The 12,814-nt window shown below is 70.6% G+C and carries 10 protein-coding genes and 2 tRNA genes; 3 read left to right on the forward strand and 9 right to left on the reverse strand.

All coding sequences use genetic code 11. The features are described from left to right. Positions 1–39: 39 nt before the first annotated feature. On the forward strand, positions 40–1,140 hold the full coding sequence (gene aroB / locus Sspor_RS22210; protein ID WP_202200707.1) for a 3-dehydroquinate synthase: 1,101 nt from the start codon (positions 40–42) through the stop codon (positions 1,138–1,140). 116 nt (positions 1,141–1,256) lie between these two features. Here the strand turns inward: aroB and Sspor_RS22215 are convergent. Next, a tRNA-Ala gene (locus Sspor_RS22215) sits at positions 1,257–1,329 on the reverse strand. Positions 1,330–1,491: 162 nt separating this feature from the next. Here Sspor_RS22215 and Sspor_RS22220 point away from each other — a divergent pair. Further along, a complete protein-coding gene (locus Sspor_RS22220) occupies positions 1,492–2,040 on the forward strand; it encodes a helix-turn-helix domain-containing protein (protein WP_202200708.1) in 549 nt (182 codons plus the stop codon). 44 nt (positions 2,041–2,084) lie between these two features. Beyond that, positions 2,085–3,467, forward strand: a complete 1,383-nt coding sequence (locus Sspor_RS22225; protein ID WP_202200709.1) for a serine/threonine-protein kinase — start codon at positions 2,085–2,087, stop codon at positions 3,465–3,467. Here Sspor_RS22225 and Sspor_RS22230 read toward each other — a convergent pair. The 8 genes from Sspor_RS22230 to recF form a co-directional block, all read right to left on the reverse strand. After that, positions 3,454–4,764 (reverse strand): hypothetical protein, encoded by a 1,311-nt coding sequence (locus Sspor_RS22230; protein ID WP_237403972.1) that lies wholly within the window; start codon positions 4,762–4,764, stop codon positions 3,454–3,456. The genes Sspor_RS22225 and Sspor_RS22230 overlap by 14 nt on opposite strands. A 122-nt stretch (positions 4,765–4,886) precedes the next feature. Beyond that, positions 4,887–5,021 carry a DLW-39 family protein gene (locus tag Sspor_RS40685; RefSeq protein ID WP_208809277.1) on the reverse strand — a complete coding sequence of 45 codons (135 nt, stop codon included), beginning with the start codon at positions 5,019–5,021 and terminating at the stop codon, positions 4,887–4,889. Between the two features lie 144 nt (positions 5,022–5,165). Then, positions 5,166–5,239 (reverse strand) — tRNA-Ile (locus tag Sspor_RS22240). A 117-nt stretch (positions 5,240–5,356) separates the two neighbouring features. Beyond that, the gene (locus tag Sspor_RS22245) at positions 5,357–5,905 is read right to left on the reverse strand and encodes a DUF3566 domain-containing protein (RefSeq protein WP_372499695.1); all 549 of its coding nucleotides are present in this window, start codon (positions 5,903–5,905) and stop codon (positions 5,357–5,359) included. A gap of 87 nt (positions 5,906–5,992) precedes the next feature. Beyond that, positions 5,993–8,617 carry a DNA gyrase subunit A gene (gene gyrA, locus Sspor_RS22250; protein WP_202200712.1) on the reverse strand — a complete coding sequence of 875 codons (2,625 nt, stop codon included), beginning with the start codon at positions 8,615–8,617 and terminating at the stop codon, positions 5,993–5,995. A gap of 43 nt (positions 8,618–8,660) precedes the next feature. After that, on the reverse strand, positions 8,661–10,682 hold the full coding sequence (gyrB, locus tag Sspor_RS22255) for a DNA topoisomerase (ATP-hydrolyzing) subunit B (RefSeq protein WP_030383918.1): 2,022 nt from the start codon (positions 10,680–10,682) through the stop codon (positions 8,661–8,663). Positions 10,683–11,091: 409 nt separating this feature from the next. Beyond that, the gene (locus tag Sspor_RS22260) at positions 11,092–11,625 is read right to left on the reverse strand and encodes a DciA family protein (protein ID WP_202200713.1); all 534 of its coding nucleotides are present in this window, start codon (positions 11,623–11,625) and stop codon (positions 11,092–11,094) included. Further along, entirely contained in the window at positions 11,622–12,758 is a 1,137-nt protein-coding gene (recF, locus tag Sspor_RS22265) for a DNA replication/repair protein RecF (protein WP_202200714.1), read from the reverse strand. The genes Sspor_RS22260 and recF overlap by 4 nt, the downstream gene beginning before the upstream one ends. Positions 12,759–12,814 lie beyond the last annotated feature (56 nt).

Below are 12,814 nucleotides of genomic sequence, written 5' to 3' on the forward strand. Positions count from 1 at the left end.
CACCCACCACCGGACCAACCACCGCGGAACGAGGTCTCCATGGCAGTCGCCGGTCTTGTGACCGCACGCGTCCAGGTCGGCGGTTCACCCGCCACCGATCCCTACGAAGTGCTGATCGGACGCCAGCTCCTGACCGAGATCCCCGGGCTGCTGGGCCCGGCGGCCCGCCGGGTGGCGGTGATCCACCCGGCTCCGCTCGTCGGTACCGCCGAGCGGATCCGGGCGGATCTGGCCGGCCTGGGGTACGAGGTCATCACCGTCCAGGTGCCCGACGCCGAGGCGGCCAAGAGCGCCGAGGTCGCGGCGTACTGCTGGCAGCGGCTGGGGCAGAGCGGCTTCACCCGTACCGATGTCATCGTCGGCGTGGGCGGCGGCGCCACGACCGATGTCGCCGGTTTCGTCGCGGCGACATGGCTGCGCGGAGTGCGGTGGATCGCGGTGCCGACCACCGTACTGGCGATGGTGGACGCGGCGGTGGGCGGCAAGACCGGCATCAACACCGCCGAGGGCAAGAACCTGGTCGGGGCCTTCCACCCGCCCGCCGGGGTGCTGTGCGACCTCAGCGCGCTGGACTCCCTGCCCGTCGACGACTACGTGAGCGGCGTGGCGGAGATCATCAAGGCCGGTTTCATCTCCGACCCGGTGATCCTCGACCGGGTGGAGGACTGTCCGGCCGGTGCCCGCTCGCCGGCCGGTCCGCACACCGCGGAGCTGATCGAGCGCTCGATCCGGGTCAAGGCGCGGGTCGTCTCCGACGACCTGAGGGAATCCGGTCCGCGCGAGATGCTCAACTACGGCCACACCCTCGCCCACGCCATCGAGAAGAACGAGCGCTACACGTGGCGGCACGGGGCCGCGGTGTCGGTGGGCATGGTCTTCGCCTCCGAACTCGGCCGCCTGAGCGGGCGGCTGGACCATGCCACCGCCGACCGCCACCGCTCGGTCCTGGAATCGGTCGGGCTGCCGCTGACCTACCCCGGCGACCAGTGGGCCGAGCTCCTGCGGTGCATGTGGGTCGACAAGAAGGCGCGCGGCAAGATCCTGCGCTTCATCGTCCTCGACGGACCGGGCCGGCCGGCCGTGCTGGAGGGCCCCGGCCTCTCGCTGCTGTCCGCCGCGTACACGAGGGTGGCGGCCTGACGCCGTGCACCCCCAGGGACCAGCAGCTCCGCACATCCCCCGGCGGAGCTGCTCCTTTTAGGAAGAAAACAGCCCCTCTGAACTGCGTTTCCGCAGTTCAGAGGGGCTGTCGATTGTGGAGCCTAGGAGATTCGAACTCCTGACATCTGCCTTGCAAAGGCAGCGCTCTACCAACTGAGCTAAGGCCCCATGGAAGTGGACGCACCGGTCCCGCGCGGGAGGTGTGGTCGTTCCGCAGAACAGAGTACCGGGTCTACCCCCTCATCTCGCAAAATGATAGGGACTCCCGCCGTGCGACCACTCTCCGTAAGATGCTCGCGAGGTTCGCACCAGCGAAGGGGAGTAGTAAGAGTGGACGCAGTACAGCAAGAGGCGACTGCCAGAGCCAGAGAGCTTCAGCGCAGTTGGTACGGGGAGCCGCTGGGAGCGCTCTTCCGCAGGCTCATAGATGACCTCGGCCTGAACCAGGCCCGCCTCGCTGCCGTCCTCGGACTGTCGGCGCCCATGTTGTCCCAGCTGATGAGCGGCCAGCGCGCAAAGATCGGCAACCCGGCCGTGGTCCAGCGGGTCCAGGCCCTCCAGGATCTCGCCGGCCAGGTGGCCGACGGAAGCGTCAGCGCGGGGGAGGCCACCGACCGGATGGACGAGATCAAGAAGACCCAGGGGGGATCCGTCCTCAGCAACAGCGGCCAGACCACCACCAGCTCCGGCGCACCGACGGTCAAGCGGGTCGTCCGCGAGATCCAGTCGCTGCTGCGCTCGGTGTCCGCGGCCGGGGACATCATCGACGCGGCGAACACCCTCGCCGCCAGCCATCCGGAACTGGCAGAGTTCCTCCGGGTGTACGGCGCGGGCCGCACCGCCGACGCGGTCGCCCACTACGAGGCCCACCAGAACTGACACGCACGAGGGCGGACAACGGGTGACGGGGGACGGGCACAGCGATGGGTGAGGTCTTCGCCGGTCGGTACGAGCTGATCGACCCGATCGGACGCGGTGGCGCGGGTGCCGTATGGCGGGCCTGGGACCACCGCCGGCGCCGCTACGTCGCCGCGAAGGTCCTCCTGCAGAGCGACGCCCACACGCTCCTGCGGTTCGTACGGGAACAGGCACTGCGGATCGACCATCCGCACGTACTGGCTCCCGCCAGCTGGGCGGCCGACGACGACAAGGTCCTCTTCACCATGGACCTGGTCGGTGGCGGCTCGCTCGGCCATGTGATCGGGGACTACGGACCCCTGCCGCCCCGTTTCGTGTGCACCCTGCTCGACCAGCTCCTGTCGGGGCTCGCGGCGGTGCACGCGGAAGGCGTGGTGCACCGCGACATCAAACCGGCCAACATCCTGATGGAGGCCACCGGAACCGGGCGGCCGCACCTGCGGCTGTCCGACTTCGGCATCTCCATGCGCAAGGGCGAGCCCCGGCTGACCGAGACCGACTACGTGGTCGGCACGCCGGGCTATTTCGCCCCCGAGCAACTCCTGGGCGCCGAGCCCGACTTCCCCGCCGACCTCTTCGCCGTGGGGCTGGTCGCCCTGTACCTCCTCCAGGGCCGCAAGCCCGATTCCCGGGCCCTGGTGGAGCACTTCCTCGCCCATGGCACCCCGGACGCCCCCGAAGGCGTCCCCGCCCCGCTGTGGGGCGTCATCGCCGGCCTCCTGCAGCCCGACCCCCAGAACCGCTTCCGGACGGCCACAGGGGCACGCAAGGCCCTTGCCGAGGCCGTGGAGCTGCTGCCGCCGCCCGCCCCGGACGAGGATCCGGTGGAGGTGTTCGACCAACTCGGCCCGCTGCCGCCCGGATTCGGCCCTCAGGGCCCGCCCGGCCCGCCGGCCGCGGCCCCGCGGGGACCCGCCGCCGAGGCCCCGGCGCCGCAGGCCCCCGGCTCGGTGACGGTGCCCGCGGAGGCGGTCCGGACCGACCCGCGCGGTACGGCCCGGACGGCCTCGCAGGAGCCGGTGACCCCGGTGACCCCGGTGACCCCGGTGACCCCGGTGACCCCGGTGACCCCGGTGACCCCGGTGGCCACCGTGACCCCGGTGGCCGCCCCGCCCACGCCTGCGGCCCCGTACCCGGCCGGCTCCGCCTCCCCCGCCATCCCGGCGCAGGGGCCTGCGTACGGACCCGCGTACGGGCCCTCGGAGACGGGCAGCTTCCACCTGCCGCCGCCGACCGCGCCCACCGCGCCGGTCCCCGCGGCGCCCGTCGGCCCGCCGGTCCGGGCGGGCGGCCGGATCGCCCCGCCCCCGGCGAAGGCGGTGGCCTCGCTGCTCGCCGCGGCGCTGCTCTGCTTCGCGGTGGGCGTCTGGGCCCTCACACAGCTGTAGGACCGCGTCCCCGCCGCCGCCCGAGCAGCGTCCAGCAGCCCAGCACCAGCAGCAGCACCGTCCCGGTGCCGAACCCGGCGCCCGCCACGACCCGCATCGCGGAGTGCCGCCCGGCGGCCTCCGCCGCCTCCGGGGCGGTGAGCCCTTCCCGGGCCGCGGCCCGGTCCTCGTCGCCCACCCCGAAGCCTCCCGGGGCCGGACTCTCCTTGTACGCGGGCCCCTTGGCCGGCGTGCCCGCGACGTCCAGGCGCAGGGTCAGCGGCACGGGCGTCGCGTCCTCGGTGAAGTCGGCGACCTTCGCGCCCATGGTCACCGCCACGTAGTACCAGCCCGCGAGCGAGACGGGCCGCACGTCCCGGTCCCGCGCGAAACGGTTCTCGTAGGCGACCGGCGGGGTCTTCTCCAGGGTGATCCCGGCCTGCTTGCCGTCGTACGAGGTGTCCTTGTCGGAGATCAGGCTCCGGTACGGGTTGTAGAGGGCGACGGTGAGCCCGCCCGAGGCCGAGCCGTAGGTCTTGGTCATCCTGGCGGCGGCCAGTTCGGCCCCCAGGCCCAGCTGCTGTCCCCAGTCCACCGGGACCCGGTAGAAGCGGGTCTGGCCGGGCCGCATCTCGTCGCGCCACACCCCGGCGCCCAGGGCGCGGGCGTCGTTGAAGCCGGTGCCGCCGCTGCGGGGCGCCGCCTCGGTGCCGGGGAGCGCCGGGGCCCCCGAGGGCCAGGCACTGGGCGCCGTCGTGGGGGCTCCCGCGCCGCGTCCGGGCTCGCGCTGGACCGTGATCTCAAGCGGCCAGGGGCTCTGGTCGTAGCCCTTGGCCGAGGTGCGCGTGACCTTGGCGTAGTACACGCCCGCGGGCGCGCAGTTCGCGTCCTCCCTGCCCCACCGGACGCCGGCCGCGCCGATCGGGTAGGCGTCGTAACCGAAGTTCGCCCGGCCGGCGCTGTCCTCGCAGGAGGACCCGGCGGTGGTCATGATCTCCACCTCGATGCCGTCGCCGCCGGAGACCTTCGCGCCGGCCGCGGGCCGGACCACGGCGGAGACGTAGACATCGGAGTCGTCCTTGCCGAGGACGAGCCGGTACACGCGTTCCCCCGGCCCGAGCGTGTCCTGGTAGGCGTTCCCGGCCTCGATCTTCGGGGCGTCCGCCGTGGAGGACGTGCCCTCGACCGCCTTGGCGCCGTCCGCAGCCCGGTAGGTCGGCAGGGGCCCGGGCGCGGCCCCCTCGGCGTACGCGGCCCCCGGCGCTCCCGCCACCAGGCACAGGGCCGCCGCCCACGCTGTCGTCCGTCCCCGAACCATCACGCCCACCCCGAGTTTGCTCGCGCAAGCCAAATCTTTACATAACGGAAGTTTTCGTCACAGAGCAGCACAAAGCCCCGGCCGCAGCGGCAGCCGGGGCTTCATGAGATCAGCCTTGGGTCTCACACACCGGAACCAGAGGGCACGGAGTCAGTTGCCTCCGTCCACAGGTCCTGCTCGGCGCGGTCCGCCTGGATCTGGCGGTACACGAGGAGCCCGCCGATGGCGGCCAGTGCGACCAGGAGCAGCTTCTTCACCGCGCGACCTCGTCTTTCGTTGACGTAGGGGACTTCTGGCGCCCAACAATACACACCGACCGATACCGATCGGTGACCTGGCGGTCGACCAACTGGCCCAACGACAAAGACCCCCAGGCCTTGGCCTGGGGGTCTTCGACACTGTGGGGCTAACAGGATTTGAACCTGTGGCCTCATCCTTATCAGGGATGCGCTCTAACCAACTGAGCTATAGCCCCATCCGCGCTGCGCGCTGACTCCTGAAGATTAGCGCACAGACCCGGTCAGGCCAAAATCCGTTGCCTGGGGGCGTCTGCGCAGGTCATCCGACCGGCGCGGGCGCCCGGGCGGAGGGCCTACTCGTCCTCGGCGAGGGTGAGCTCCACACCGCCGACGAAGCCCGCCGACAGGTTGTAGATGAACGCGCCCAGCGTCGCCAGTGCCGTCGCCAGCACCACGTCGATCACCGCGATGACCGACGTGAAGATCAGAACGCGCGGCAGCGACAGGAACGACTGGAGGTCGAACCCGTTGCCCTCGTTCGAACCGGTCGCCTCGCTGATCGTGCCGCCGACGGTCGAGAAGACGCCCATCGCGTCCATGACCATCCACAGCACGGCCGCCGCCACGATCGTGCAGATGCCGAGCGCGATCGACAGCAGGAAGCTGACCTTCATGACCGACCACGGGTCGGCCTTGGCCACCCGCAGCCGCGCCTTGCGCGTGCGGGGGGCCGTACGGACGCCCGTGCGCGGCTTGCGCTGCGCGCCCGCTCCCTTGCCGCCCTGCGCCGTCCCCGGGCCCGAGGGCGCCGGGTAGGCCTGCGGCGGGTGGTACGGCTGTGCGGGCTTGTCCTGGCCGGCGTCCGTGCCGACCGCAGCCTTCGGTCCTCGGGTGTCCGTCACGGTTCCCCCCTGGGAGTCCGCGGCAGGGCCACGGGCACCGTTCGCTCCAGTCTTGGCCGGTCCGGCGCCCGTGGCTCCACTCACGACTTACTCCTCGTGCTCCCCGGCCGAGGGCTGCGTGCCCTCGGCTGCCTCGGCGGCCGGTCCGTCGGCCACCTCGGTGTCGTTCTCGTCGGCCTCGACCTCGTCAGCTTCCTGACCGGCCTCGGCGTTGCGGGCGATGCCGACCACGGCATCGCGCTTGCCCAGGTTGATCAGCTGGACGCCCATGGTGTCACGGCCGGTCTCCCTGACTTCGTTGACGCGCGTACGAATCACACCACCGCCGAGCGTGATGGCGAGAATCTCGTCGCTCTCGTCGACCACGAGCGCCCCGACGAGCGAGCCGCGGTCCTCCACGATCTTGGCGGCCTTGATACCCAGGCCGCCACGGCCCTGGACGCGGTACTCGTCGACCGGCGTCCGCTTGGCGTAGCCGCCGTCGGTCGCGGTGAAGACGAACGTACCCGGCCTGACAACGCTCATGGAGAGCAGTTCGTCACCTTCACGGAAACTCATGCCCTTCACGCCCGAGGTGGCGCGGCCCATCGGGCGCAGCGCGTCGTCGGTCGCCGTGAAGCGGATCGACTGCGCCTTCTTGCTGATCAGCAGCAGGTCGTCCTCGGCGGACACCAGCTCGGCGCCGATCAGCTCGTCGTCGCTGCCGTCGCCGGTCTCCCGGAGGTTGATCGCGATGACGCCGCCCGAGCGGGGCGAGTCGTAGTCCTTGAGCGCCGTCTTCTTCACGAGGCCGCCCTTGGTGGCCAGGATCAGGTACGGAGCCGCCTCGTAGTCGCGGATCGCGAGGATCTGGGCGATCTTCTCGTCCGGCTGGAAGGCCAGCAGGTTCGCCACGTGCTGCCCGCGGGCGTCACGGCCGGCGTCCGGCAGCTCGTACGCCTTGGACCGGTAGACGCGGCCCTTGTTCGTGAAGAACAGCAGCCAGTGGTGCGTGGTGGAGACGAAGAAGTGGTCGACCAGGTCGTCCTGCTTCAGCTTCGTGCCGCGCACGCCCTTGCCGCCGCGCTTCTGCGAGCGGTAGTCCTCGGTCTTGGTGCGCTTGACGTAGCCGCCGTGCGTGATCGTGACGACGATGTCCTCTTCGGCGATCAGGTCCTCGATGGACATGTCACCGTCGAAGGGCACCAGCTTCGAGCGCCGGTCGTCGCCGAACTTCTCGACGATCGCCGCCAGTTCCTCGCTGACGATGGAGCGCTGGCGCTCCTCCGAGGCCAGGATGGCGTTGTACTCGTTGATCTTGGCCTGGAGCTCGTCGTGCTCGGCGACGATCTTCTGCCGCTCCAGGGCCGCGAGGCGGCGGAGCTGCATCTCCAGGATCGCGTTCGCCTGGATCTCGTCGATCTCCAGGAGGCCCATCAGGCCCTCGCGCGCGATCTCGACCGTGTTGCTGCGCCGGATCAGCGCGATGACCTCGTCGATCGCGTCCAGCGCCTTGAGCAGACCGCGCAGGATGTGCGCGCGCTCCTCCGCCTTGCGCAGGCGGAACTTCGTACGCCGGACGATGACCTCGATCTGGTGCGTCACCCAGTGGCGGATGAAGGCGTCGATCGACAGCGTGCGCGGCACGCCGTCCACCAGCGCCAGCATGTTCGCGCCGAAGTTCGTCTGCAGGTCGGTGTGCTTGTAGAGGTTGTTCAGCACGACCTTCGCGACGGCGTCCCGCTTGAGGACGATCACCAGGCGCTGGCCGGTCCGCGAGGAGGTCTCGTCGCGGACGTCGGCGATGCCGCCGACCTTGCCGTCCTTGACCAGATCCGCGATCTTCTGCGCGAGGTTGTCGGGGTTGGTCTGGTAGGGGAGCTCCGTGACCACCAGGCACTGGCGGTTCTGGATCTCCTCGACCTCCACCACCGCGCGCATCGTGATGGAGCCGCGACCGGTCCGGTACGCCTCCTCGATGCCCTTGCGGCCCACGACCAGGGCGCCCGACGGGAAGTCCGGGCCCTTGATCCGCTCGATCAGCGCGTCCTGGAGCTCCTCGTGCGTGGCCTCCGGGTGCTCCAGCGCCCACTGGGCACCGGCCGCGACCTCGCGCAGGTTGTGCGGCGGGATGTTGGTCGCCATGCCGACCGCGATGCCGGCGCTGCCGTTGACCAGCAGGTTCGGGAAGCGGGCCGGCAGGACCGTGGGCTCCTGGTTGCGGCCGTCGTAGTTGTCCTGGAAGTCGACGGTCTCCTCGTCGATGTCCCGGAGCATCTCCATGGCCTGCGGCATGAGCTTGCACTCGGTGTAGCGCATCGCGGCCGCCGGGTCGTTGCCCGGGGAGCCGAAGTTGCCGTTGGAGTCCACCAGCGGCATGCGCATCGACCACGGCTGGGCCAGGCGGACCAGGGCGTCGTAGATCGAGCTGTCACCGTGCGGGTGGTAGGTACCCATGACGTCGCCGACGACGCGGGCGCACTTGTAGAAGCCCTTCTCGGGCCGGTAGCCGCCGTCGTACATCGCGTACAGCACGCGGCGGTGCACCGGCTTGAGGCCGTCGCGCACGTCCGGCAGGGCGCGCGAGACGATGACGGACATCGCGTAGTCGAGGTAGGAGCGCTGCATCTCCGTCTCGAGCCCGACGGGCTCGATGCGCAGCACGGGCTGCTCCTCCGCAGTGTTCTCGCCGTTCTCAGCGTTCTTTGCGGGTTGGGTGGTTTCGTCGGCCATTGCTGGTCAGAAGTCCTTTCAGGCGGCGGTCAGCGGAGCCGACTCAGATGTCGAGGAAGCGGACGTCCTTGGCGTTGCGCTGGATGAAGGAGCGCCGCGCCTCGACGTCCTCACCCATCAGCACCGAGAACAGGTCGTCGGCCTGCGCCGCGTCGTCGAGGGTGACCTGGCCGAGGACACGGTGGTCCACGTCCATGGTGGTGACGCGCAGCTCCTCGGCGTTCATCTCGCCCAGACCCTTGAAGCGCTGGATCGAGTCTTCCTTGATCCGCTTGCCGTTCTGCTTGCCGAGCTCCACCAGCGCGTCGCGCTCGCGGTCCGAGTACGCGTACTCGAAGTCGTCCCGGCCCCACTTGATCTTGTAGAGCGGCGGACGGGACAGGTACACGTGACCGGCCTCGACCAGCGGCCGCATGAAGCGGAAGAGGAAGGTCAGCAGCAGGGTGTTGATGTGCTGGCCGTCGACGTCGGCGTCCGCCATCAGGATGATCTTGTGATAGCGGAGCTTCTCGATGTCGAAGTCCTCGTGCACACCGGTGCCGAAGGCGCTGATCAGCGCCTGGACCTCGGTGTTCTGGAGGATCTTGTCGATACGGGCCTTCTCGACGTTCAGGATCTTGCCGCGGATCGGCAGGATGGCCTGGTACATCGGGTTGCGGCCGGACTTCGCGGAGCCACCGGCCGAGTCACCCTCGACGATGAAGATCTCGCACTTGGTCGGGTCGTTCGATTGGCAGTCGGACAGCTTGCCCGGCAGCGAGGCGCTCTCCAGCAGGCCCTTGCGGCGGGTGAGGTCCCGGGCCTTGCGGGCCGCGACGCGCGCCGTGGCCGCCTGGATCGACTTGCGGATGATGTCCGCGGCCTCGACCGGGTTGCGGTCGAACCAGTCGTTGAGGTGCTCGTGGACCACCTTCTGCACGAAGGTCTTGGCCTCCGTGTTGCCCAGCTTGGTCTTCGTCTGGCCCTCGAACTGGGGCTCGCCCAGCTTGACCGAGATGATCGCCGTCAGACCCTCGCGGATGTCCTCGCCGGCGAGGTTGTCGTCCTTCTCGCGCAGCAGCTTCTTGTCGCGCGCGTAACGGTTCACCAGACCCGTCAGGGCCGCGCGGAAGCCCTCCTCGTGCGTACCGCCCTCGTGGGTGTGGATCGTGTTCGCGAAGGAGTAGACCCCCTCCGTGTACTGCGAGTTCCACTGCATCGCGATCTCGACCGAGAGCATGCGCTCCTTGTCCTCGGCCTCGACGTCGATGACGGTCGGGTGGATCAGCTCGCCCTTGCGCGAGTTGAGGTACTTCACGAAGTCGACGATGCCGCCCTCGTAGTAGTACTTCACCGTGCGCGCCGTGGGCTCTGCGGTGTCCGCGTCGGGGTCGTCCGCGCCGACCGTGGCCTTCGCCGACTCGCGCTCGTCGGTCAGCGACAGGGTGAGGCCCTTGTTGAGGAAGGCCATCTCCTGGAAGCGCCGCGACAGCGTCTCGAAGGAGTACTCGGTCGTCTCGAAGATGTCGCCGTCGGCCCAGAAGGTGACCGTGGTGCCGGTCTCGGCGGTCTCCTCGTTCTTGGCCAGCGGGGCCGTCGGGACGCCCAGCTTGTAGTCCTGGGTCCAGCGGTGGCCGTCCGTCTTGACCTCGACCGCGACCTTGGTCGACAGGGCGTTCACGACGGACACGCCGACGCCGTGCAGACCGCCGGACACGGCGTAGCCGCCGCCGCCGAACTTGCCGCCCGCGTGCAGGACGGTCAGGACGACCTCGACGGCCGGCTTCCCCTCGGACGGAACGATGCCGACCGGGATACCGCGACCGTTGTCCACGACGCGCACCCCGCCGTCGGCGAGGATCGTCACGTCGATGGTGTCCGCGTGCCCGGCCAGCGCCTCGTCGACCGAGTTGTCGACGACCTCGTAGACGAGGTGGTGCAGACCACGCTCACCCGTCGAGCCGATGTACATACCCGGCCGCTTGCGGACCGCGTCCAGGCCCTCAAGGACCTGGATCGCACTGGCGTCGTAATTCTTCTCGTTGGAGTCGCCGGAATCGGCCACGAAGCGCCCTTTCTGGCACAGCGCAGCCCGTACTCCGGACCAGCAAGTGCGCCGGCGGGAGCGGCCGCGTCGATCTGCGTTGTCTGCGTGATCCCGCGAACGGGCGGGATTTCCTCCAGTCTACCGGTACCACTGACATGAATGGGGGTTTGCCGGTACCTGAGTCCGCATGTGCCGCCCTGAACCTCCTCTCTCCGACTCCCCACATCCGGGGAGGGGCTCAAAGAGGCTCACGCGGGCATCCAGCCCTTCGGGCTGTCAACCTCCGACTACCGTGAGGGACACCACCACGAACACCCCCGCCGGCCCCTCCGGCCCGGCCGCTCTTCCAGCCCCGGCGGCGTGTGAGGCGCGGGGTCCGGGGCGGCGCCCAGGGGTCCCGCGGAGCGGGCAGCGTGCAACCGCGGGAGGGGCGGCCCGCAGGGAACCGTCAGCCGTAGGTGTCCCCGGGACCCTTGCTGCCCGGCGCGCGCCACGGCCCGTACCCCTTCGGCCGCCCGCCCGGCCCCTGCACCTTGATCATCCGCACCGTCCCCTGCCCCAGGTCCGCGTTCAGCCGCGCGACCAGCTGCGGAGCCAGCAGCTTCAGCTGCGCCGCCCACGCCGAGGAGTCGCACCGCACGACAAGCTCACGGTCCTCGTAGCGTTCCGGTTCACAGTGGGCCGCGATCTCGGGGCCGACGATCTCCGGCCAGCGCTCCATCACGCCCGCGACCGCCATCGGCATCTCCCAGCCGCGTTCGGTGCGCAGCCGGTCCAGCGCCGCCATGAGCGGCATCGGGTCCCGGCCGTCCGCCCGGGCCCCCGAGCGCAGTCCCGGCCCCGGGCGCTTCTTCCCGCCGGCCGCGTTGCCCCGGGCCCGCGCCTGCTCCCGCGCCGCCGCGAGGGCCTGGCGCGCGAGGTCCACCCCGGAGACCTCCGGGGACCTGCGACCCTCCTGCGGGTCCTTGGCGTGCTCGTTCACAGCCGGGTCACCTCACCGCCGGACACCCCGAACCGCGTTCCCACCAGCACCCCCGGGACGTCGTCGTCCACCGCCGCCGTCACCAGTACCTGCTCGCCCGGGGCCACCAGCTCCGCCAGCCGCTCCCGGCGCCGCGTGTCCAGCTCCGCGAACACGTCGTCCAGGATCAGCACCGGCTCGCTGCCCTCCGAGCGCAGCAGCTCGTAGGAGGCCAGCCGCAGCGCCAGTGCGTACGACCACGACTCGCCGTGGCTCGCGTACCCCTTCGCGGGCAGCTCCCCGAGCCGCAGCACCAGGTCGTCGCGGTGCGGTCCCACCAGGGTCACACCGCGCTCGATCTCCTGCTTGCGCACCTCGGCCAGGGCCGCCAGCAGCACCTCGTACAGGGCTTCGCGGGTGCGCGCCGCGCCGCTGTCCACCGGCTCGCCGGCCGAGGACTTGTACGCCAGCCCCAGCGGGCCGCCGCCGGGCGCGAGCTGCTCGTAGGACTTGTCCGCCAGCGGCAGCAGGGTCGCGATCAGGTCCAGCCGCTGCGCGAGCAGTTCCGCGCCGACGCGCGCGAGGTGCTGGTCCCACACGTCGAGGGTGGACAGGTCCAGGGAGCGGCCGCCGTGCCGGCGGGCCATCGCCGCCGACTTCAGCAGGGTGTTGCGCTGCTTGAGCACCCGCTCGTAGTCGGAGCGGACCGCGGCCATCCGCGGCGAGCGCGCCGTGACCAGCTCGTCCAGGAACCGCCGCCGCTCGCCCGGGTCGCCCTTGACCAGGGCCAGGTCCTCCGGCGCGAACAGCACCGTCCGTATGATCCCCAGCACGTCCCGCGGCCTGACCTGCGAGGAGCGGTTGATCCGGGCCCGGTTCGCCCGGCCGGGATTGAGCTCCAGCTCCACCAGCTGCTGGCGCTCGCCCTGGGTGACGGCGGCCCGGACGATCGCCCGGTCCGCGCCCATCCGTACGAGCGGGGCGTCCGAGGAGACCCGGTGGCTGCCGAGGGTCGCGAGGTAGCCGATCGCCTCGACGAGGTTGGTCTTCCCCTGGCCGTTGGGGCCCACGAAAGCGGTGACGCCCGGGTCGAGGGGAACCTCGGCCCGGGCGTACGAGCGGAAGTCGGCCAGTGAGAGATGCGAAACGTGCATACGGCGCCGACCTCCCCCGGCTTCCAACTTCTCGCTGTGGTGCTGTGCGGCTGGGC

It is taken from the genome of Streptomyces spororaveus (assembly GCF_016755875.1).
GTDB classification, from domain to species: domain Bacteria; phylum Actinomycetota; class Actinomycetes; order Streptomycetales; family Streptomycetaceae; genus Streptomyces; species Streptomyces spororaveus.

Excerpts from the sequence above, each read along its gene's own strand:
- aroB (WP_202200707.1), top strand. The coding sequence starts at position 40 with ATGGCAGTCGCCGGTCTTGTGACCGCACGCGTCCAGGTCGGCGGTTCA.
- Sspor_RS22225 (WP_202200709.1), top strand. The coding sequence starts at position 2,085 with ATGGGTGAGGTCTTCGCCGGTCGGTACGAGCTGATCGACCCGATCGGA.
- Sspor_RS22230 (WP_237403972.1), bottom strand. The coding sequence starts at position 4,764 with ATGGTTCGGGGACGGACGACAGCGTGGGCGGCGGCCCTGTGCCTGGTG.
- gyrA (WP_202200712.1), bottom strand. The coding sequence starts at position 8,617 with ATGGCCGACGAAACCACCCAACCCGCAAAGAACGCTGAGAACGGCGAG.
- recF (WP_202200714.1), bottom strand. The coding sequence starts at position 12,758 with ATGCACGTTTCGCATCTCTCACTGGCCGACTTCCGCTCGTACGCCCGG.